Origin of the sequence: Algibacter sp., assembly GCF_039977455.1 — a bacterium.
In the GTDB taxonomy this organism is placed as follows: Bacteria; Bacteroidota; Bacteroidia; order Flavobacteriales; family Flavobacteriaceae; genus Algibacter_B.
In genome coordinates this window covers 132791-153632 of record NZ_JBDWDG010000007.1, presented here as the reverse complement: position 1 = coordinate 153632, position 20842 = coordinate 132791, and the positions used below count along the sequence as shown (strand labels likewise).

The window sequence follows — 20842 nt, the reverse complement described above, 5'->3', positions numbered from 1 at the left end:
CATGCCTTAAATCTAACAAAAAAGTTTATGTCTATCTAGTAACTGTGCCTGTTAAAATAGTTAATGGACCTGCTGCCATAGAAATTACAGTATGGTCTGCTGCATCATCAGGCACAATATGGGCTAATGGTTTTAAAGTAAAAGGCGCTGCACTATTATCTGGACTTGGCTCCACTGAAATAACAATAGTTTTTCCTTTTAAATCTGTTGGAAAAGTAACTCCTGCCGCAGTACCCATTACGTAATCTTCACCTGGATAAGCTGGTCCGTCACCTACACTACCTTTAAAAGGTGAAGTAGCAGCATTATCGTCTGCTATAGCTGGATCTAAAAATGTCCCTGTTGATACCGGAGTTCCATCAAAAACCACCCATCCTTCGTATATCCATCCCGCCGAAAGTATTGGTAAATCAAGACCTGCAATTGCCGTTCCGCTAGAATTATCTAAAAACCAAACACCACTTGATTCATTAGTGTCATCGGCATCTGTTGGAGTTGCCAAAATGTAGTTACCCGAAACTGAAGCAAAATCTGCAACAATACCTGCAGAACTTACACTTGCAGAATCTCCCAAAAAATCACCAATTAATAATTTAGTTTCCGCTGGTGCTGGATCAGGATCGACTGCTGGTTCAATAGTTAAGACAAAATTTGTGGCTTCATCAAGTGTTTCCTTTAAAATTGAAAAACTTGTTTCAGATAAATTTCCGTTATCATCTACTGTAAATACACCTGTAGAAACAGGGTTCCCATCAACAATTAGCCATCCTTCGTAGACAAAATTGTTTCCTAAATTTTCTAATCCATCTAATGAGATATTTAATCTTGATGACACGGTTCCGTCATCATCGTTACTGCACGAACTGGCTAAAATCCCCACCGCTAATACGGCTAAAAACATTTTTTTAAACATGATATATTTATTTTAGTTATTGTAATACTTCAAAAGTATATCACCTATATTTTATAAAATGTTAGCTATCTAACATTAAGCCGTTTTATGATGGATTCTTATTGTTTTTCTAGTAAACTGAATAACATTTTCTTCTTTTAATTCGTTTAGCAAAATGTTTAATGTTGGACGAGATATACCTATTAATGAGGCAATATCTTTTTGGGTATATGGATGATTGATGATTTTATCCCCAGTTTTTTCGCAATTATAACCATAATCTGAACATAACTCGTCTAAAAACTCAATAAGTCTAGTTTTAGCATCTTTAAAAAGTAAAAGCTGCAACCGTCTTTCCAATTTTTTTAATTTAAAACCAATGAACTTATATATTTTTAAACTAAAGGTTTGATTATTTCGCATTAGTTCATGCATGGTATTAACACCAACGGGACAAATACTCGTAGCGTTATCTAAAGATTGAGCAAACTCCTCTCGCTTTAACTCACCTAAAATAGCAGTTTCTCCAAAAATTTCACCTCGTGTTAAAATGGCTTTTACAACCTCATTACCATCTTCGCTATAATAGCCAATTTTTACTTTTCCTTTTTCAATAAGATATACTTTGTTTGCAGAATCTTCTTCAAAGTAGATGTAGTCTTTCTTTTTATAGGCATCAAACTCATGACCTTTTTTATAAGCCTTAAACTTATGCGGACAAAGCACCTTAAACAGGTTGACATCGTCAAAAAACCAAAGAGACCTCATTATATAAGAGAGTTTTATTAGGTAATAAACAGTCGATATTCCTAACAAATCCTTACAAAAACGCATAAAAAAACCTTCAAAAAATTTGAAGGTTTTAATAGTAAATATTTAATTTATTTATTCTTTTTCGTCCGAAACGTTTTCTGCTTCTGTAACCTCTAACGCATCTAACATGTTATGTTCTTGTAATAAGTTATACCATTGAATAACTTTTTTAATATCGCTAGCATACACTCTATCTTCGTCATAATCTGGTAAAACATTAAAGAAGTACTCTTCTAATTTATCTTTACTGTCTTTAGGTTTTACAGATGTTTTTTCTCCATTTTCCTTTTCTTTTATGCTTTGAAAAACTTGACGTAAAGGAACCTCTTCGGTTAATGTATAAATAGCAATTTCACTTAATACACTTACATTGTTTTGCATACTAACAGAAATACGTTTGTTATCCATTAACGATTCTGCCACAAAACCTCCTCTTGTTTGGGTAATTAACTTATACAACCCTGGTTTACCTGATATTGAAATTACTTTTTCTAAACTCATAAATTATTTTTTGAAAGACACAAATATCAACTGTTTATTGATGTATTGCAAATATTATCGTTTCTTTTTTTGGCCTGGAAATCGCATACGGTAATCTACATTTATTTTCCCTTTAGAAATATTAGTAAGCCTACCTTTTAATAATCGTTTTTTTAAACTTGATAATTTATCGGTAAATAAAATACCTTCAATATGGTCGTATTCATGCTGAATAACTCGAGCTATTAAGCCATCAAAAGATTCCTTTTGTGCATTAAAGTTTTCGTCAAGATATTCAATAGTAATATTAGGTTTTCTAAACACATCTTCCCTTACGTCTGGGATACTTAAGCAACCTTCGTTAAAAGCCCATTCGTCGCCATCTTCTTCAACAATTTGAGCATTAATAAAAACACGTTTAAACCCGTTAAGTGCTTTTTGCTCTTCTTTACTTAAATCTTCATCTTCGGAAAACGGTGTGGTATCAACCAAAAACAATCGAATAGGTAATCCTATTTGAGGTGCCGCAAGCCCTACACCGTAGGCGTTGTACATGGTCTCGAACATATTTTCTAACAGCCCTTCAAAATTAGGGTAATCCTTAGTAATATCTTTTGCTTTTTTCTTTAAAACAGCGTCTCCGTAAGCTACAATAGGTAAAATCATTCTCTAAATTATTATTCTATGCAAAAATACAATACTTAATGTTTATGCTTTGTATTTAATAAAAAATTATTCTTTTTTTGTTTAACTATTTAGAGTACAAATAGCTTTGTAAAATTAGAGTTGCACTAATTTCATCTATGAGCGCTTTGTTTTTTCTTTGACTTTTTTTCAAGCCACTATCTATCATGGTTTGAAATGCCATTTTTGAAGTAAAACGTTCGTCTACTCGTTTTATTGGTATTTTGGGAATAGCTTTTTCTAATTTAGAAAGAAATTTAACAATATGCACTTCGCTTTCTGAAGCCGAATTATCCATTTGTTTAGGCTCACCAACCAAAAACAACTCGACGTTCTCTTTGGACGTATAATCCTTTAAAAACGCTACTAACTCTTTAGTGTTAACTGTAGTGAGTCCGGAAGCTATTATTTGAAGTTCGTCCGTTACAGCTATTCCTGTTCTTTTTGTACCAAAGTCTATTGCTAAAATTCTTGACATATTTTTTTTTCAAAAATAACAAACATTCCTCTAAGAACCTTTGTTTAGTTTCCTATTCCTTAGAGATTGAAAATTACAAATGGAATCTTTTAAAAGGTTATTTCTTAATTAAAACAAAAAAGGCCATCCTAATGGACAGCCTTTCTCGATAGTTAACCTTAATTATTAATATTTGAACATTATCGTTTAAGCTCTAGTTGCTTTATTAATTTCTGTAAATACTAAATTGATGTTACTCACTTTTCTTTTACGATTTAAATACACTCTAATATCGCTAGAACTGCGAGCAATTGTTTCGTTTACTTGAGACGCATCAATTAATAATGAATCATTTTTTACTGTTGTAGCTTCAGTTTCGTTTGATACTGATACTATCTTATTAGCTTCGTTGTTTACAGCTTCAGTAGTGCTTTGTGCATTTCCTAAAGAGAAGCTTAGTATAGTGATTAATAAGATGTAAAAATTTGTTTTCATTGTGTTTATCATTGTTCGATGGTTCAAATATATATCGCCAACTGTGTTCATCTACAAAAAATTAGTTATACGTCATGAATTTTCGATTATAAGAGGACCGTCATGTTTTTACCGATAAACAGATAAAAAACCAATTTAAACGCTCAAAAACACCAAACCACACAATAATCTAGTATTGATCTGCATTTCTAGGATTAAATGTGTATTTCATCTTAAAAACACCATTTTTACTCATTGGTATTCTTAAGGTTTTTTACTTAAAATAATTCAATTTAAACGCCTTTTTAAATGATAGCCATTATATTTGCCAAAAATTATAATACCAATGACTGAATTACAACAAATAATCGAAAACGCTTGGGATAATAGAGATCTTTTAAAAGAAGAAAAGACCACGACAGCAATTAGAAACGTAATAGATTTATTAGACAAAGGAGAATTAAGAGTTGCTGAGCCTATAACAGATGGTTGGCAAGTTAACGAATGGGTAAAAAAAGCAGTTGTTTTATATTTCCCTATTCAGAAAATGGAAACTTTAGAAGCTGGTATTTTTGAATACCACGATAAAATTCCATTAAAGAAAAATTTTGCAAAACGCGGTATTAGAGTTGTACCTAATGCAGTTGCAAGACATGGAGCTTATATTTCTGCGGGCACTATATTAATGCCTAGTTATGTAAATATTGGAGCTTATGTAGATGAAGGTACCATGGTTGATACCTGGGCTACCGTAGGTAGTTGTGCTCAAATTGGTAAAAACGTACACTTATCTGGTGGTGTAGGAATTGGTGGTGTATTAGAACCATTACAAGCTGCTCCAGTAATTATTGAAGATAATGCTTTTATTGGTAGCCGTTGTATAGTTGTTGAAGGTGTGCGCGTAGAAACTGAGGCTGTTTTAGGAGCCGGTGTAGTACTTACAATGAGTACAAAAATTATTGATGTAACGGGTGATGAACCTAAAGAATATAAAGGTGTTGTGCCTGCAAGATCGGTAGTTATACCTGGTAGTTATGCTAAACAATTCCCTTCTGGAAGTTATAACGTACCTTGTGCTTTAATTATTGGAAAACGTAAAGAAAGCACTAATAAGAAAACATCGCTTAACGATGCACTTCGTGAGCATAGTGTAGCAGTATAAATGAAAATTCTAATTATTCAGCAAAAAATGATTGGCGATGTGCTTACAAGCAGCATATTGTTTGAAAGCCTTCGCCATAAATTTCCTGAATCACAATTAGATTATTTAATAAACGACCACACTTATCCTGTTGTTGAGAACAATCCGTTTATAGATAAATTTATTTTTATCACTCCCGAAATAGAAAAAAGTAAAATAAAGTTTTTCGCATTTTTAAAAAAATTAAGAAAAGAAGAATATGATGCGGTAATTGATATTTATGGAAAAATAAGTAGCGCTTTAATTAGCCTTTCAATTAAGGCTAATATAAAAACGGCTTACCATAAAAGGCATACCGCATATATTTACAGCCACACCATAAAACGCTTAAAACAACCCCAAAACAATTCTAGTTTAGCTATTGAAAACAGGTTTAAATTATTAGAGCCTCTTCAAATAAAATTTAGCCCTATTACACCCAAAATTTATTTAACCTCCACCGAGGTTAAGGATGCGAAATTGTATTTACAGGAAAACAATATCGACCTTCAAAAACCTTTATATATGATAAGTGTTTTAGGGAGCAGTAAAAACAAAACCTATCCTAAAAATTACATGGCAAAATTGCTTAACACAATTGTAGAGCAAAATACAGATTCTCAATTACTTTTTAATTATATTCCGAGGCAGAAAGAAGAAGCTAAGGCAGTTTTTGATGCTTGTAACAAAGTAACGCAGCAACATATTTTATTTAATGTATTTGGTAAAAGTTTACGCGAATTTTTAGCTATTACAAAACATTGCAACGCATTAATTGGAAATGAAGGTGGCGCCAATAATATGGCAAAAGCTTTAGGTATTAAAACTTTTACTATATTTTCACCTTACTTGAATAAAAAAAATTGGTTTGGAGGTGTTGAAAGTGACAAACATCATGTAGCTATTCATATTTCGGATTTTGTACCTTTTTCAGAACAAGATATAGTCTTAGCTAAAAAAAATGTAGAGGATTATTATTTAAAATTAAAACCTGAGTATATAAAACCAAAACTAATAAACTTTTTAAAACAATAATTACCAATGGGTTATAAGTTTTTAATTTACATATCTTATAGTTATGCCATTCCCATTGGAAACCCTTTAGAACAAGAAATTTTAAAACGTGGTTATGAAATTAAGTGGTTTAGCGATGTGGATAATAAAAACCCAGAATTAAACAACAAGAAAAATGTTTTAAAAAACATTAGGGAAGTTATTAATTACGAGCCCGATATTGTATTAGCGGCCACAGATGATGTACCAGACTTTATTTCTGGAATAAAGGTTCAAATATTTCATGGGTTTTTATCCTTTAAACGCCCTGAAAAAAATAATGTAGAAGCACATTTTAGAATTAGAGGCTTCTTTGATTTGTATTGTACACAGGGCCCATCAACTACAAACGGCTTTAAATTACAACAAGCTAAACACCCACACTTTGATATTGTTGAAACGGGATGGAGTAAGGTTGACCCATTATTTCCATTGAAAGCAAAAGACAAAACCAAAAAGCCCACTATTTTCATAGCCAGTACTTTTACGAAACGACTAAGTTTAGCTTATAATGATGCGGTTTTTAATGAAATAAAAACATTATCAAAACAAGGTAATTATAATTTTTCAATGGTAATGCACCCAAAGTTACCAGAAGAATTAAAAACTAAATGGCAAAGTTTAAATAGTGAAAATTTCACGTTTTTTGATACCACTAATTTAATTCCTTTGTTTAAACAATCGGATATTATGTTTGCTGATACCACATCTGCAATTCAAGAATTTTTATTACAAAAAAAACCGGTAGTTACTTTTAATCATACCTTTAATCATAACTATATAGTTAATATTACCGAAACAAGTGCTATTGAATCCGCCTTCGAAAAAGCTTTAACATACCCTAGTGATTTAATTGAAAATATTGATGCATTCGTTAATAATTTACACCCTTATTTCGATGGAAAATCATCAGAACGCGTTATTAGGGCAACAATAGATTTTTTACATAAAAACAAAAATCATCTTAAAAAGAAACCTTTAAACCTTATTCGAAAATATAAAATTAGAAAACGCCTTAATTTCTTTACTTTTAAAAGTTTTAACAAGGCCTTTACCAAATAATTTTAACACCATTTAATTTTTGAAAAACAAACAAAAAATATCGGTTTTAATAATTACTTTTAATGAAATAAAACACATTGAGAGCGTTATAAAAAATGTGAGTTTTGCACAAGAAATTATAGTGGTAGATTCCTTTAGTACAGATGGTACGTTTGAAAAACTTCAGCAATTTAAAAACGTAAAAGCCCTACAACGTCCATTTAAAAACTTTGCAGATCAACGTAATTTTGCTTTGCAACAAGCTAATCATAATTGGATTTTATTCATTGATGCAGATGAGCGTATTCCGGAACCTCTTAAAAATGAAATTCTAGAAGAGATTAATAATCCTGACGGCACTGTTGCGTTTATGGTTAAACGCTTGTACTTTTTCAAGCAAAAAAGAATTCGTTTTAGCGGCTTTCAAACCGATACTACCTATCGATTATTTAAAAAAGGAACGGTAACTTATATTGAAGATAAAATAGTACATGAGATGCCTAAAATTGACGGAAAAAGTAAACTATGTAAAAACACCATGTTACATTATTGCTTTGATAGTGCTGCCTATTACAAATCGAAAATGGAGCATTATGCTCAACTAAAAGCTTTAGAGCTTTTTAATAAAGGTAAAAAATCAAATGCCTACCATTTATACCTCCACCCTGTAATTAAATTTATAACCAATTATATTTTTAGATTGGGTATATTAGATGGTAAAGAAGGATTTCAAATTTGTTACTTAAGTGCTTATGGCGTGCATTTTAGATACCAAGAATTAAAGAAGTTAACGCGCTGATTTCCAAAACTTAATTTTATTTTTTAATCGCCTTCTTCGGTGATATCTGGCCTGAAAATCTTCAGTTTCATGCCACATTAAGTTAAAAACTTTATCATAATTTTCTCCCAAGCATTTAGCATACTCATCACTCATCACTTCAACCATAGATTTATGAACGGTTAAACGTGCAAAATTCTTAATACGGGTTTCAAAATCCATAGATTTGAATTCCATTCGGTTTAAATCTACCAAATAAAACAGATATGTTTCATTCACCTTATTTATTAAAGTATTGCCAGGTGAATGGTCTAGAAAATTGATACCATTTTCATGTAATTTATAAGTAAACCTTGTAAATTCACGCAAAATATTTTCATAATCTGGATAGTTAAAATCTGTGGTAAGTTCTCTATACGTTAAATCATAGTTTAAATGCTCACTTATGTAATAACTTTTCTTGAATAAAAATGGGGTTTTAAACTCGTAATAAGCAATTGGCTGTGGTGTTCCTATATTTAATTCGGTAAGTTTTTTTGCATACTCAAAAGATCGTTGTGCTTTACTTTTCCTGAAAAACTTATACGCAATTTGGTTTACAATATTGGGTATTCTGAACGATTTGATATTTACTAAACTATCATTTAATTTAAACAGCTTTAAACTGTTACGTTGTTGATTACCAAAATCTTCTCCTTCATCATCAAAGTTAACAATGAAGCCATCTATTTCCGATTTATAAGGCTTAAAATTATCATGAATTACAGAATTCTTCATACCGCAATATTACAATATTTTACGTTTTTTATTATAATGTTTCAACAATTTAGATATATTATTTTACATTTGATGAATACAAATTTATATGAGATTACTTCAAATAACAGCTTCTAGTGTATGGCGCGGTCATGAACAGTAAATTGTTTATTTAATTCTCCTTTCATTCAATAAAACCACAACTAGTTACATTATCTTTCAATAAAATCAATAAATAAATATATTTTGTTTAGTTTTATTTTTAGAAACAGATATAAATGCATAATATTTTTTTAGAATCGCATAATATAAAAAATTTAAACTTTGGTTTTGGACAGTTTAATTACCACCTAATTAAAGGAATATATAACGCAAATCAAGACGATTTAAACATTACTGTTCATACCCCTAAAATTCAAATATTAAAGAAAGAATTTGGTAGCTCTTTTAAATACAAAAAGTACTATTCATTAAGGAGATATCCTATATTTAGAATTAAAAAAAAATATGACTTATGGCACGCCATGAATCAAAACACTTCTATTGAGCCATACCATAATACCCCATACCTATTAACGGTACATAATACATCTCACATAAAAGACATAACTGATTATAAAAACAAAAAAAACAATATTAAGTTTCAAGAGAAATTAAATAAAAGTGATGGTATTACCTATATTTCAAACTACGCCAAGGCTTCAACACATAAGTATTTTAATGTTCCAAAAGTACCAGAATTTGTAATTTATAACGGAAACCCTATTTCAAAAATATTGCTTACTGAAAAACATATACCAAAAATAAACATCCAATCCCCCTATTTATTTACAATAGGAGAAATAAAATCTCGTAAAAACTTTACTTCTCTAATTCCCTTAATATTGGGATTAAAAGATTATAAATTAATAATAGCGGGAAAAAATGATACAAACGAAGCAGAAAAAATTAAAAAACTTATTTCAAAACATAAGTTATCGAATCGTGTTTTTCTAGTTGGCAAAATTTCTGAGCTTGACAAACAATATTATTACAAAAATTGTTCGGCATTTGTTTTTCCATCTTTAAGAGAAGGTTTTGGGTTACCAATAGTAGAAGCCATGAAATTTGAAAAACCAATATTCACTTCTAACAACACATCATTACCCGAAATTGGTGGCGATTTAGCATTTTATTGGGACAATTATGATCATGAACATATGATTGAAGTTTTTGAAAACGGAATGCATACATTTATAGAAAAACAAGAGTACTATAAATCTAAATTGGCTAAAAGAGCTCTAAGTTTTAATTGGGACGATGCGGCTAAAGCATATTTAAAGGTCTATAATACTTTAATACAATAAAATGCAAAAATTAATAAACTCAGTTAAGCGGAACATAAAAAAAAGAAAAACTATAAAAACTATTCTAAATACTGAACAGCAAAATAACTCTGTGGTAAATATTCATAGAATAGATAACAGAAATATTGGTGACTACTTTTGTGCTCCTCATTTATATTTCGATTCTTTAAAAAACAAACAGTTAGATATTTTTGATTACAAAAAACTTAACAATGCCGTGACCGATAATTGGATTAACAAAATAACTAACAACGCCTTAATAATAGGAGGTGGTGGTCTATTAAACCGAGGGTGTTTTGAAAAACAATTACATCTTTTTGAACAACTTAAGGCTAAAGGCAAAAAGACTGTTCTTTGGGGAGTTGGGCACAACTCAAAAAACAAAAAAGAATTCGATTCTATTACCTCATACAATATAGACATCAACAAATTTGGATTAGTAGGTGTGCGCGATTATAGCATGAAAGCTACTTGGGTACCATGCGTTAGCTGTTTGCATCCCATTTTTAATAATTCATTTATCGAAACTGAAGAAATTGGAATAATTTACCATAAAAAAACTATTAAAAACAAACAACTTTTAAAAAAACTACAAAATTACCCATCTACCTCGAACACAACCAACTTAGAAGATATGATTTCCTTTATTGGAAACTCACAAACTATTGTAACAGATAGTTATCATGCTATGTATTGGTCCATGTTACTAGGAAAAAAAGTGCTTGTGATTCCAAATTCATCGAAATTTTTCGATTTTAAATATAAACCCGTAATAACCTCGTTTAATAATTTTAAGAACGATTTGCATAAAGCACAATCATATTCTGGGGTTTTAGAAGAATGTAGAGAAATAAATATTGAATTTTCTAAAAAAGTTTTCGACTATCTCGAAATATAAAAGCAAAATAAAACAACGCCAATTCTACAAGTAGAGATAAAACAGTTTTAGCTATTAACTTAAGCACAAATAAAAGAAGTGTAAAATTTGCTTTAATTAATTTAAAGGTTGAAGTAATCATTTATAAATAAATGAGATTTTAAAACGCATGTATTATGTCGTAATTTTGCAACTTTAAAAAAGTAGTTAATTATATAAAATAATGCAAAACGAAATCAATAAAACCCTAGAAATCCTAAAAAACGGCGGTATTATCCTCTACCCTACAGATACGGTTTGGGGTATTGGTTGTGATGCTACCAACCCTGAAGCTGTTAAAAAAGTGTATCGTTTAAAAAACCGTATAGATTCCAAAGCACTTATTTGTCTAGTAACTGACGATAGAATGCTAAAACAATATGTTAAAACCGTACCTGAAACAGCTTTAAACATTATTGATATAGCAGAAAAACCAACAACAATTATTTATGACGACGCCAAAAATTTAGCGCATAATTTAATTGCTGATGACGGTAGTATTGCTATAAGAATTCCAGATGATGACTTCTGCTACTGGCTATCGCGTAAACTAAACGGACCGCTTGTTTCTACCTCTGCTAATATTAGTGGTGCTCCAACACCAAAATCGTTTAAAGAAATAAGCGATGAGATTTTAAAAGGTGTTGATTATGTAGTAAATTTGCAGCACGAAAAAATTTGCAATAAACCGTCTTCAATTATTAAGATAAGCAATAGTAATGTTGTAAAGATTATTCGAGAGTAAACGCTCAAATACTGGTAATGAATTACAAAGAAGCACTTCAGCATAATATATTTAAAATCATATCAAAATCGGCAAAAGAACTCCAATTGGAATCTTTTGTAATTGGTGGATTTGTTCGCGATTTTCTATTAAAACGTGATGATGCTAAGGACATCGACATTGTTGCTATTGGAGATGGCATTCAATTAGCAAAACAAGTTGCCAAAAACCTACCTAACAAAACCAAAGTACAAGTTTTTAAAACTTATGGTACCGCTATGTTAAGGCATGATGATATTGAAATTGAATTTGTTGGTGCTAGAAAAGAATCGTATACGGCAGACAGCAGAAATCCATCGGTTGAAAATGGCTCGTTAGAAGACGATCAAAACCGAAGAGATTTCACTATAAATGCATTAGCCTTAAACTTAAACGAGAAGGCATTTGGCGATTTATTAGACCCATTTAATGGTGTAAACGATTTAGAAAACAAAATCATTAAAACACCTTTAAACCCCGATATTACCTATAGCGATGACCCGTTACGTATGTTACGCGCCATTAGGTTTGCTACCCAACTCGATTTTATTATAGAAGCAAAATCTCTTGAAGCTATAACTAATAATAGCAAGCGCATTAAAATAATTACTAACGAACGTATTGTTACAGAGCTTCATAAAATTCTAGAAAGCAAAAAGCCATCCAAAGGTTTTTTATTATTGGAAAAAACAGGATTATTGAAACATATTCTACCAGAATTAACTGCCTTAAAAGGTATTGATGAGGTGGAAGGGCAGCGCCATAAAGACAATTTTTACCACACCCTTGAGGTGGTCGATAATATTTCACAAAACACTGATAACCTTTGGTTGCGTTGGGCAGCCTTATTGCACGACATAGGAAAAGCACCAACTAAAAAGTTTAGCAAAAAAGTAGGATGGACCTTTCATGGACATGAATTTGAAGGTTCTAAAATGGTCTATCATTTATTTAAAAGACTAAAAATGCCATTGAACGACAAAATGAAATTTGTTCAGAAAATGGTTTTTATGAGCTCGCGGCCTATTGTGTTAGCCGATGATATGGCAACAGATTCTGCTGTTCGCCGTTTGGTTTTTGATGCTGGTGACTACGTAGAAGATTTAATGACGCTTTGTGAAGCAGATATAACCACCAAGAATCCAAAAAAATTCAATAAATACCATAATAATTTTAAAATTGTTCGCGAAAAAATTATTGAAGTAGAAGCCCGCGATCATGTTAGAAATTTTCAACCGCCAATATCTGGTGAAGAGATCATTAAAACATTTAACCTGAAACCCTCTCGCGAAATTGGCCTTATAAAAGAAGCTATTAAAGAAGCTATTCTTGAAGGTAATATCCCGAATGACTATGATGCCGCATTTCAATTAATGCTTAAAGAAGGTAAGCGTTTGGGGCTACAAGCAGTAAACACTAAAAAAATATAACAGGCCTTTTTATAAAGCAATACGGCATCATGCATTTAGTTAAAACAAACTCTGGGAACAACGACTTCATAGATTTAGTGACGCAACTAGATGCTTATTTAAAAATAATTGATGGAGAAGATCATGAGTTTTACAACCAATACAACAATATTGATGTCCTAAAAAACACCATTGTGGCCTATTTAGAAAGTAAACCCGTTGGTTGCGGTGCTTTTAAAGAAGTTGATAAAAATACGGTAGAAATTAAACGCATGTTTACACATGTACAAACCAGAAATTTAGGTCTTGCAACTAAAATTTTAGAAGGTTTAGAGAATTGGGCAAAAGAATTGGGATATAAAAAATGTATTCTAGAAACAGGAAAAAGACAAATAGAAGCTGTGCATTTTTATAAAAAAAACAACTATAATATTATACCAAACTACGGACAATATGCAACTATTGAAAATAGTTTATGTTTTGAAAAAGCGTTAATTTAATATGAAAAAGGACAACAAAAAAGTTATCTATTGGTTGCTTACAGGGTGTGTATTAATTTTTATTATGGTTGTTGTGGGTGGTATTACTCGACTTACAGATTCTGGATTATCCATTTCAAATTATAAATTAATAACAGGTACAATTCCACCGCTAAATAATGCAGAATGGCAAGAAGCTTTTAATTTATATCAGCAATACCCTGAATTTCAAAAATTACATTCGCATTTTACTATTGAGGATTTTAAAAGTATTTATTTCTGGGAATGGTTGCACAGGTTAATAGGTCGAGTTATTGGCTTAGTATTTATTATTCCTTTTTTATATTTTCTAGCAGCCAAACAACTTACAAAAAGCACTATAAAAAAATGTTTAGTGTTATTAATACTTGGTGGTTTTCAAGGTTTTTTAGGTTGGTATATGGTTAAAAGTGGTTTGGTAGATAGGCCAGATGTTAGTCATTTTCGTTTAGCAGCACATTTAACAACAGCATTCCTCACGTTTGCAGCTACACTTTGGGTAGCCTTAGATTTATATTTTCCTAATAGAAAAACCATTAATAAGAAATTCAGAAATCTTATAATAGCCAGTTATTTAATTCTTATCGTTCAAATTATTTACGGTGCTTTTGTGGCAGGTTTAAAAGCCGGTTTACTTCATAACCATTGGCCTTTAATGAATGAAAACATGTTTATACATCATACGGTATATGTTCTTGAACCTTTTTACAAAAACCTAATTGAAAACCCTAGCGGTATACAATTTATTCACAGAACTTTAGCGTATTTAGTCGTTATTTCAATTATAGTATTATGGTTTCAAGCTCGTAAATTATCGCTTACTAAACTTCAAAACAAAGGTATAAATGCCCTGTTAGTTTTAGTAGGATTTCAATTTTTACTAGGTGTTTTAACCATAATATATGCTGTTCCACTTTGGCTAGGTGTTGCACATCAAATAGGAGCCTTTTTTCTGTTAAGCGCCATGACATTTACGCTACATAGATTCTCAAAATAATTTAAAAAAAAGCTACCTTTGTAGCATAATTTGCTTTCCATGATTTATAGATTTAGAGTTATTTTAGATAATGATACCGAAGAGGATATTTTTCGCGATTTAGAAATTCGCGAAACCGATACGCTTGAAGATTTGCACAATATAGTTACACAATCTTTTGGGTTTGATGGAAGCGAAATGGCTTCGTTTTACTTAAGTAACGATATTTGGGAGCAAGGTGAAGAAATTTCATTATTTGATTTAAGTGATGATGGCTCTGCGCGTTTAATGAATGAAACGTCTTTAGATAGCGTGGTGCACGAAGCGCAAACAAAATTAATTTACGTTTACGATTTTATGAGCATGTGGACATTTTATGTTGAACTTGCTGAAATTGTTGAAGAAACCGAAGGTCATGATTACCCAAACCTAATGTTTGTTCAAGGGCAAGTGCCAGATAATGCTCCAGAAAAAGTATTTGAAGCTGATGAAGACGACCCATACAACGAATTTGACGATGGTATTGATGTAGATGATTATGAAGACCTAGATTTTAACGAAAACTGGAATTAGTATTTCGTTGTTGTCTTAAATTCTCAATATTTACATTTTCATAATTCCGAGTTAAAAATTCCAATGAATGTTTTAGAATTTGCCCCATATTTTCGCAACGTTTAAAATTAACGTCTTGGGTATATTCAAAGATTTTATATTTTAATAAATCGATATTATCGATTGTTGAAATGGTATCTTCTTCCATACATTCTAGAAGCATATCTATACGATCATGAAAACTTTTTAAACGTTTTACTAAAATAGAACGCTCTTCAGTTTTATACTGAGTAATGGACAATTTTTGCATACTATTAGAAACCAACTGTACCATCTCATAATTTTCTTTAAAAAATTGTGGCCTGTATATATTAAACTTCCCCTCATAAGATTGTTGATCGAAATCTATAGCTCTTATTTTATACACCACATGATCAAAATCGTGGGTAGGCACAATTACATAATTGTAAGAACGCATATCACCTAAAAGCCTAATCATACAACGTTCGTTAAACTTAACAAACTCTTTTGCTATTTGAGATTTTTCAGATTTATCACATTTTGGTAAAAAATTCTTTATAAACTCATCTCCAGGGATACCTGCAATATGTTCTTCTATTAATGTATTCTTATACACCAAATAATTCAGATTATAAGGCGACAACATATGTTCTAGCTCTAAACCATAAATCCTAGAAGAATCAGCTGTTTTTACATAAAAATACGTGTAATTATCATTTAAAATATTTCTAACTTTTATTCTAAATGGTTTTGAGTTTCCAAAGGTGCAAAAATCAATAGCATCAACATTTAAAAAGGGTAAAACACTATCGTTACCATCAGAATGAAATATGGTATATACTTTTTTTAATGCAGCGTCAATTTCTTCGCGTTCATAATCGTTATAATAAACACGAATCCAAAGGGTATCGTTATCATCTTTATCATAAACCACTATAGACCCTTGAAAACGCAACAAATCATCATAAAAAATAGGGATTTTTATATTTCTATTGTATTCGCTTAAATAGTCATGTAACTTAGGCGTTATAGGAAACGATGGCTTCTTCTTTGAAATTTTTAAATCTTGCATAGGTATCTTACTTATTCAAATTTAATCTTTTTATTGATATGTGTGTAACAAAAACCATATACAATCGTCGTATTAAAATAACAAACCATAGCTAACATATTCGGTTGGCCCAAAAATCTTTTAGTTTGGACACCATACTTTCAATTAACAACCTTACCAAAAAATTCGGATACTTAACAGCAGTAAAAAACTTATCATTTACGATTAAAAAAGGGAATGTTTACGGTATTTTAGGACCAAATGGTAGCGGAAAATCTACCACATTAGGCATTGTGCTAAATGTAGTTAATAAAACCGAAGGTGATTTCCATTGGTTTGACGGCAACACCTCAACCCACGAGGCCTTAAAAAAGGTAGGCGCCATAATTGAGAGGCCTAACTTTTATCCGTACATGACAGCAGAACAAAACTTAAAATTAGTTTGTAAAATTAAAGGTGTTTCGCTTAGCAAAATAAACGAGAAACTAGAAACGGTTGGTCTTTTAGAACGTAAGGACAGTAAATTCCAAACCTTTTCTTTAGGAATGAAACAACGTTTAGCTATAGCTTCTGCCCTATTAAACGACCCAGAAATATTAATACTTGATGAACCTACCAACGGATTAGACCCGCAAGGTATTCACCAAATTAGAGAAATAATAAAACAAATAGCCACTAAAGGAACAACTATTTTATTGGCTTCGCATTTATTGGATGAAGTAGAAAAAGTATGCTCGCATGTTGTAGTGCTTCGCAAAGGTGTAAAATTGTATTCTGGTCGGGTAGATGAAATGATTTCTAGCCACGGATTTTTCGAACTTAAAACCCACAAGCAAACTGAATTAATTACACTGCTAGAAAACAATGCTTCCTTTGGAAAAATTAAAGTACAAGGCCAACTGATTACAGCCTTTTTAAAAGAACCCATGCAATCTGAAGATTTAAACAAATACCTTTTTAGCCAAGATATTATTCTAACACATTTAGTGCAACGTAAGGAAAGTTTAGAAGAACAATTTTTACAATTAACAGATAATAACAACCAAAACTAAACCTAATGTTACGACTTTTAAATTTAGAATTACAAAAGTTATTGCTAAATAAAACGAGTAAAATACTCATATTCATATCCTTTGTTTTGCCATTTTTTGTAATACTTCTGTCATCCCTTAAAATTAATGTTTTTGGTTTTTTCACCTTAGAACTGGGTGAGTTAGGCATTTTCAACTTCCCTATTATTTGGCACTTAACAACATTTTTTGCTTCACAATTTAAGTTTTTCTTTGCTATTGTTGTGGTAAGTATGATTGGTAATGAATACAGTAATAAAACTATTAAGCAAAACCTTATTGATGGATTAAGTAAAATAGAATTTATACTATCTAAGTTTTATACAATTGTATTCTTTTCATTGGTTTCAACCATAATTATTGGTTTCATTTCGTTTTGTATTGGCCTGTATTACTCTAGTTATAATGAGGCATCTATAATTTTTAGTGAAATCGAATTTCTATTTGCCTACCTTTTAAAATTAATTGGTTTCTTTAGTTTATGTTTGTTTTTGGGTATGTTGGTAAAACGTTCGGCATTTGCTCTAGCTTTTTTATTTATTCTATTTATTACAGAATGGATAGTATTTGGTTTAATATCATGGCAATCTGATGTTGCATTGGCCGGTACAATTCAAGACTTCTTCCCTTTAAAATCCATGTATAATTTAATAGACCAGCCTTTTCAACGCATTGCCATGACGAAATTCCCAGATAAGGGAGAACTTATTTATGATTACGCCGTGCATTGGTACGAATTAGCTATTGTAATAGGCTGGACAGCGGTTTTTGTTTTTTTATCGTATAGATTATTAAAAAACCGAGATTTATAATACCTTTGATAGCTATTGCTACTAAAAAATGAAAAAGACTATATTATTCGTAATATTCTGTGTAATAGGTATATCTTCTTTTTCACAGGCTGAAGCTTCAAATTGGTATTTTGGCTATGGGGCTGGTATTACTTTCAACCAAATAAACGGAGAGGTTTCGGCATTAAATGATGGGCAATTATTTACTAATGAAGGTTCTGCTGCTATTTCAGACAGTTTCGGGAATTTATTATTTTATACAGATGGAATAACGGTATGGAATAAAAATCATGGCGTTATGACTAATGGTTCTGGGCTAAATGGCGATCCGTCTAGTACGCAATCGGCTATTATAGTACCTAAACCAAATACACCAGACATTTACTATATTTTTACTGTGGATGATCACAATCCTGATGAAACCCATTACGGATTTAATTACTCTGAAGTAGACATGACTTTAAGCGGCGGTCTAGGTGCTGTTACCAATAAGAACATTAATTTAATTAGCGATTGTTCCGAAAAATTATCGGCTGTAGTAAAAGATTGTGAAACGAAATCCATTTGGGTGCTTGCTTTTGCATCAGAAAGTGGTTTTTTAGAAGAATACAATACCTTTCATGCTTTTGAGGTAAGCGATCTAGGTATAAACACCACAGCAGTTAAATCAACTTTTCCTATTGCCATAAACGATTATAGAGGGAATTTAAAGATTTCTCCGGATGGCAATAAATTGGCTTGTGCCAATGTTTCTGCCGATAGGTTTATTGGTAACACTAGTGACAGGTTATTATTGTTCGATTTCGATTCGGCAACGGGTAAAGCTTCAAATCTTAACCGATTACTTTTAAGTGGAAGTAGTAATTATCCTTATGGTATAGAATTCTCACCTAACAGCGAGTTGCTCTATGTACATGCCTCAAACGATTATAATGGCGCGAATAGAAATGTGGCTTCAAATCATTCTTCAGTACTTGCACAATACAACCTTCTAGCACCAGATATTCAAAGCTCAGAAGTGGTAATTGACAATAGAACTCTATATAGAGGCGGTTTACAACTTGGTCCTAACGGAAAAATCTATAGAGCACTTAGTGCTACTTACGATTTGGGATTATCTAACCTAGGTGTTATTAACAATCCTAATGCTATTGGGGTTGCTTGCGGCTACCAGCATAACGGATTAAGTGTTTCCCCTAATTTATCATCTCAAGGCTTGCCACCTTTTATTCAATCGTTCTTTAACGAAAAAGTAGATATTATAAATAATGGTACCGGATCGTTAACTTTAAACCTTTGTGATGGTGATAAATATACCCTAACCGCCCCAGATATTGCAGGAGCAACTTATACATGGACGGTTAATAAAACCCCGTTAACAAACACCAACAATGAAATAGAAGTATCCTCTAATGGTAATTATGAGGTTTTTATAGATCTAAACGATGGGAATTGCGGGGTTCTTGAAGGTCAAGCTTTTGTGAGTTTAAAACCGAATCCTGAGGCTTATAATGACATCTTATTACAATGTGATGAAGACGGGACTCCAGATGGTCTTACTATATTTAACCTGAACAAATCTCATGATAATTTAACTGGTGGCTTACCAGACCGGTCAACAAAGTTTTACACAGATATAGCCAGAACTATTGAGGTGAATGGCAACGCGTTTCCTAATACCTCAAACCCGCAAACCCTTTTTGTTGAAGTTATAGACGAAACTTCGGGGTGTAGTAGTTTTTCAGAACTAACCTTACAGGCTAGTGTTACAGACTCTAATAACGCCGAATTAGTACATTGTGACGATGATGGTATTGAGGATGGTATCCATAGTTTTAACCTTAGCGACGTTAATCCTAGTATTGTTAATGGGTTACCAACCGGTTTAAACGTTACCTATTTTGAAACTTACAATGAAGCCCTTTTAGGAACTAATAATATATCCGGTCCTTACACCAATACCACACCGTATTCCCAAACCATTTTTGCTCGTGTGGAAAATGCAAATAACTGCTACGGTATTAGTGAGGTTCTACTTACTGTAAATGCGTTACCAAATATAGAACCTGAAGGTTTTGAATACTACTGCTTAAATAATTTCCCAAATACTATAACCATTAATGCTGGGCTAATAAATGATTCTCCAAGCAATTACAACTATAGTTGGTCTAACGGTGATTCCACTTATGAAACCGAAATAAACACCGTTGGCACCTTTACAGTTACCGTTACTGACAAAACTTATGGCTGTTCAAAAAGCAGAACGGTTACCATTGCAACCTCTAATATTGCTACCTTTAGCGCTCCGGATTTTCAAGTAACTGATGCTGTGCAAAACAATACTATAACTGTATTTGTTTCTGGAGAAGGCACTTATCAATACAGCTTAATTGATGAGGATAATATAACTTTAAAACCATTTCAGGATAGTAACTTTTTTGAGAATGTATATCCAGGAATTTACAATGTTGCGGTTAAAGATGTGAAAAACAATTGTGGTATTACATATAAAAATGTATCCGTAATTGGATTCCCAAAATATTTTACACCAAATAACGATGGCATTAACGATACCTGGCAAATTTTAGGTATTTCCAATCAATTTCAGCCAAACTCAAAAGTATATATCTACGATAGGTTTGGAAAACTTTTAAAAGAAATTATAGCTTCCGAAAAAGGATGGGATGGCACATTAAATGGAAAACCTCTACCTAGCGACGATTATTGGTTTTCTGTTACACTAGAAGATGGTAGAATATATAAAAATCACTTTTCATTAATACATTAATAATCAAAGTGTTTTAAATTAAAAAAAACGCAT

The 20842-nt window shown here is 31.6% G+C and carries 22 protein-coding genes; 14 read left to right on the top strand and 8 right to left on the bottom strand.

The genetic code is table 11. The annotated features are described in order from the left end of the window. Positions 1–31 precede the first annotated feature (31 nt). The 6 genes from ABJM36_RS01885 to ABJM36_RS01860 all read right to left on the bottom strand — a co-directional run bounded on the left by ABJM36_RS01885 (position 32) and on the right by ABJM36_RS01860 (position 3821). Entirely contained in the window at positions 32–913 is an 882-nt protein-coding gene (locus tag ABJM36_RS01885; protein ID WP_348448581.1) for an anti-sigma factor, read from the bottom strand. Positions 914–988: 75 nt separating this feature from the next. Beyond that, positions 989–1660: a Crp/Fnr family transcriptional regulator gene (locus ABJM36_RS01880; RefSeq protein ID WP_348448579.1), complete on the bottom strand. Its 672-nt coding sequence runs from the start codon at positions 1658–1660 to the stop codon at positions 989–991. Between the two features lie 117 nt (positions 1661–1777). After that, positions 1778–2206 (bottom strand): DUF5606 domain-containing protein, encoded by a 429-nt coding sequence (locus tag ABJM36_RS01875; protein ID WP_348448577.1) that lies wholly within the window; start codon positions 2204–2206, stop codon positions 1778–1780. A 54-nt stretch (positions 2207–2260) separates the two neighbouring features. Then, a complete protein-coding gene (gene def, locus ABJM36_RS01870) occupies positions 2261–2851 on the bottom strand; it encodes a peptide deformylase (protein ID WP_348448575.1) in 591 nt (196 codons plus the stop codon). An 85-nt stretch (positions 2852–2936) separates the two neighbouring features. Continuing rightward, complete coding sequence (ruvX, locus tag ABJM36_RS01865) at positions 2937–3347, bottom strand: Holliday junction resolvase RuvX (protein WP_348448573.1); 411 nt, start codon at positions 3345–3347, stop codon at positions 2937–2939. A gap of 186 nt (positions 3348–3533) precedes the next feature. Next, positions 3534–3821, bottom strand: a complete 288-nt coding sequence (locus ABJM36_RS01860) for a hypothetical protein (RefSeq protein ID WP_348448571.1) — start codon at positions 3819–3821, stop codon at positions 3534–3536. A gap of 325 nt (positions 3822–4146) precedes the next feature. Here ABJM36_RS01860 and ABJM36_RS01855 point away from each other — a divergent pair, with 325 nt between their 5' ends. From ABJM36_RS01855 to ABJM36_RS01840, 4 genes are read left to right on the top strand one after another with little or no spacing between them, the layout of a single operon-like run. Then, positions 4147–4962: a 2,3,4,5-tetrahydropyridine-2,6-dicarboxylate N-succinyltransferase gene (locus ABJM36_RS01855; RefSeq protein ID WP_348448569.1), complete on the top strand. Its 816-nt coding sequence runs from the start codon at positions 4147–4149 to the stop codon at positions 4960–4962. Beyond that, complete coding sequence (locus tag ABJM36_RS01850; protein WP_348448567.1) at positions 4963–6015, top strand: glycosyltransferase family 9 protein; 1053 nt, start codon at positions 4963–4965, stop codon at positions 6013–6015. It begins immediately after the preceding gene. Between the two features lie 6 nt (positions 6016–6021). Then, positions 6022–7095 carry a CDP-glycerol glycerophosphotransferase family protein gene (locus ABJM36_RS01845; RefSeq protein ID WP_348448565.1) on the top strand — a complete coding sequence of 358 codons (1074 nt, stop codon included), beginning with the start codon at positions 6022–6024 and terminating at the stop codon, positions 7093–7095. 19 nt (positions 7096–7114) lie between these two features. Continuing rightward, a complete protein-coding gene (locus ABJM36_RS01840) occupies positions 7115–7873 on the top strand; it encodes a glycosyltransferase family 2 protein (RefSeq protein ID WP_348448563.1) in 759 nt (252 codons plus the stop codon). On the opposite strand, the gene ABJM36_RS01835 is transcribed toward ABJM36_RS01840, so the two are convergent. Further along, a complete protein-coding gene (locus tag ABJM36_RS01835) occupies positions 7862–8629 on the bottom strand; it encodes a lipopolysaccharide kinase InaA family protein (protein WP_348448561.1) in 768 nt (255 codons plus the stop codon). The genes ABJM36_RS01840 and ABJM36_RS01835 overlap by 12 nt on opposite strands. Positions 8630–8886: 257 nt before the next feature. Here ABJM36_RS01835 and ABJM36_RS01830 point away from each other — a divergent pair, with 257 nt between their 5' ends. From ABJM36_RS01830 to ABJM36_RS01800, 7 genes are all read left to right on the top strand, one after another. Continuing rightward, positions 8887–9954 carry a glycosyltransferase family 1 protein gene (locus ABJM36_RS01830; protein ID WP_348448559.1) on the top strand — a complete coding sequence of 356 codons (1068 nt, stop codon included), beginning with the start codon at positions 8887–8889 and terminating at the stop codon, positions 9952–9954. 1 nt (position 9955) lies between these two features. Then, positions 9956–10852 (top strand): polysaccharide pyruvyl transferase family protein, encoded by an 897-nt coding sequence (locus ABJM36_RS01825; RefSeq protein WP_348448557.1) that lies wholly within the window; start codon positions 9956–9958, stop codon positions 10850–10852. 202 nt (positions 10853–11054) lie between these two features. After that, positions 11055–11615: an L-threonylcarbamoyladenylate synthase gene (locus tag ABJM36_RS01820; protein WP_348448555.1), complete on the top strand. Its 561-nt coding sequence runs from the start codon at positions 11055–11057 to the stop codon at positions 11613–11615. Between the two features lie 17 nt (positions 11616–11632). Further along, entirely contained in the window at positions 11633–13063 is a 1431-nt protein-coding gene (locus ABJM36_RS01815) for an HD domain-containing protein (RefSeq protein WP_348448553.1), read from the top strand. 29 nt (positions 13064–13092) lie between these two features. Continuing rightward, positions 13093–13542: a GNAT family N-acetyltransferase gene (locus ABJM36_RS01810; protein WP_348448551.1), complete on the top strand. Its 450-nt coding sequence runs from the start codon at positions 13093–13095 to the stop codon at positions 13540–13542. A gap of 1 nt (position 13543) precedes the next feature. Continuing rightward, positions 13544–14557, top strand: coding sequence for a COX15/CtaA family protein (locus tag ABJM36_RS01805; protein WP_348448549.1), 1014 nt, complete (start codon positions 13544–13546; stop codon positions 14555–14557). 39 nt (positions 14558–14596) lie between these two features. After that, positions 14597–15109 carry a hypothetical protein gene (locus ABJM36_RS01800; RefSeq protein WP_348448547.1) on the top strand — a complete coding sequence of 171 codons (513 nt, stop codon included), beginning with the start codon at positions 14597–14599 and terminating at the stop codon, positions 15107–15109. On the opposite strand, the gene ABJM36_RS01795 is transcribed toward ABJM36_RS01800, so the two are convergent. After that, the gene (locus ABJM36_RS01795; protein WP_348448545.1) at positions 15090–16181 is read right to left on the bottom strand and encodes a hypothetical protein; all 1092 of its coding nucleotides are present in this window, start codon (positions 16179–16181) and stop codon (positions 15090–15092) included. The two genes, ABJM36_RS01800 and ABJM36_RS01795, sit on opposite strands and share 20 nt — an antisense overlap. Positions 16182–16306: 125 nt before the next feature. Here ABJM36_RS01795 and ABJM36_RS01790 point away from each other — a divergent pair, with 125 nt between their 5' ends. From ABJM36_RS01790 to ABJM36_RS01780, 3 genes are read left to right on the top strand one after another with little or no spacing between them, the layout of a single operon-like run. Further along, the gene (locus ABJM36_RS01790) at positions 16307–17212 is read left to right on the top strand and encodes an ATP-binding cassette domain-containing protein (protein ID WP_348448543.1); all 906 of its coding nucleotides are present in this window, start codon (positions 16307–16309) and stop codon (positions 17210–17212) included. Between the two features lie 5 nt (positions 17213–17217). Then, positions 17218–18042, top strand: coding sequence for an ABC transporter permease subunit (locus tag ABJM36_RS01785; protein ID WP_348448541.1), 825 nt, complete (start codon positions 17218–17220; stop codon positions 18040–18042). Between the two features lie 28 nt (positions 18043–18070). Then, on the top strand, positions 18071–20809 hold the full coding sequence (locus tag ABJM36_RS01780; RefSeq protein ID WP_348448539.1) for a T9SS type B sorting domain-containing protein: 2739 nt from the start codon (positions 18071–18073) through the stop codon (positions 20807–20809). Positions 20810–20842 lie beyond the last annotated feature (33 nt).

Bases quoted from the DNA above. Each gene is read 5' to 3' on its own strand.
- ABJM36_RS01885 (WP_348448581.1), bottom strand. From the start codon at position 913: ATGTTTAAAAAAATGTTTTTAGCCGTATTAGCGGTGGGGATTTTAGCC.
- ABJM36_RS01880 (WP_348448579.1), bottom strand. From the start codon at position 1,660: ATGAGGTCTCTTTGGTTTTTTGACGATGTCAACCTGTTTAAGGTGCTT.
- ABJM36_RS01875 (WP_348448577.1), bottom strand. From the start codon at position 2,206: ATGAGTTTAGAAAAAGTAATTTCAATATCAGGTAAACCAGGGTTGTAT.
- def (WP_348448575.1), bottom strand. From the start codon at position 2,851: ATGATTTTACCTATTGTAGCTTACGGAGACGCTGTTTTAAAGAAAAAA.
- ruvX (WP_348448573.1), bottom strand. From the start codon at position 3,347: ATGTCAAGAATTTTAGCAATAGACTTTGGTACAAAAAGAACAGGAATA.
- ABJM36_RS01860 (WP_348448571.1), bottom strand. From the start codon at position 3,821: ATGAAAACAAATTTTTACATCTTATTAATCACTATACTAAGCTTCTCT.
- ABJM36_RS01855 (WP_348448569.1), top strand. From the start codon at position 4,147: ATGACTGAATTACAACAAATAATCGAAAACGCTTGGGATAATAGAGAT.
- ABJM36_RS01850 (WP_348448567.1), top strand. From the start codon at position 4,963: ATGAAAATTCTAATTATTCAGCAAAAAATGATTGGCGATGTGCTTACA.
- ABJM36_RS01845 (WP_348448565.1), top strand. From the start codon at position 6,022: ATGGGTTATAAGTTTTTAATTTACATATCTTATAGTTATGCCATTCCC.
- ABJM36_RS01835 (WP_348448561.1), bottom strand. From the start codon at position 8,629: ATGAAGAATTCTGTAATTCATGATAATTTTAAGCCTTATAAATCGGAA.
- ABJM36_RS01830 (WP_348448559.1), top strand. From the start codon at position 8,887: ATGCATAATATTTTTTTAGAATCGCATAATATAAAAAATTTAAACTTT.
- ABJM36_RS01825 (WP_348448557.1), top strand. From the start codon at position 9,956: ATGCAAAAATTAATAAACTCAGTTAAGCGGAACATAAAAAAAAGAAAA.
- ABJM36_RS01820 (WP_348448555.1), top strand. From the start codon at position 11,055: ATGCAAAACGAAATCAATAAAACCCTAGAAATCCTAAAAAACGGCGGT.
- ABJM36_RS01815 (WP_348448553.1), top strand. From the start codon at position 11,633: ATGAATTACAAAGAAGCACTTCAGCATAATATATTTAAAATCATATCA.
- ABJM36_RS01810 (WP_348448551.1), top strand. From the start codon at position 13,093: ATGCATTTAGTTAAAACAAACTCTGGGAACAACGACTTCATAGATTTA.
- ABJM36_RS01805 (WP_348448549.1), top strand. From the start codon at position 13,544: ATGAAAAAGGACAACAAAAAAGTTATCTATTGGTTGCTTACAGGGTGT.
- ABJM36_RS01800 (WP_348448547.1), top strand. From the start codon at position 14,597: ATGATTTATAGATTTAGAGTTATTTTAGATAATGATACCGAAGAGGAT.
- ABJM36_RS01795 (WP_348448545.1), bottom strand. From the start codon at position 16,181: ATGCAAGATTTAAAAATTTCAAAGAAGAAGCCATCGTTTCCTATAACG.
- ABJM36_RS01785 (WP_348448541.1), top strand. From the start codon at position 17,218: ATGTTACGACTTTTAAATTTAGAATTACAAAAGTTATTGCTAAATAAA.
- ABJM36_RS01780 (WP_348448539.1), top strand. From the start codon at position 18,071: ATGAAAAAGACTATATTATTCGTAATATTCTGTGTAATAGGTATATCT.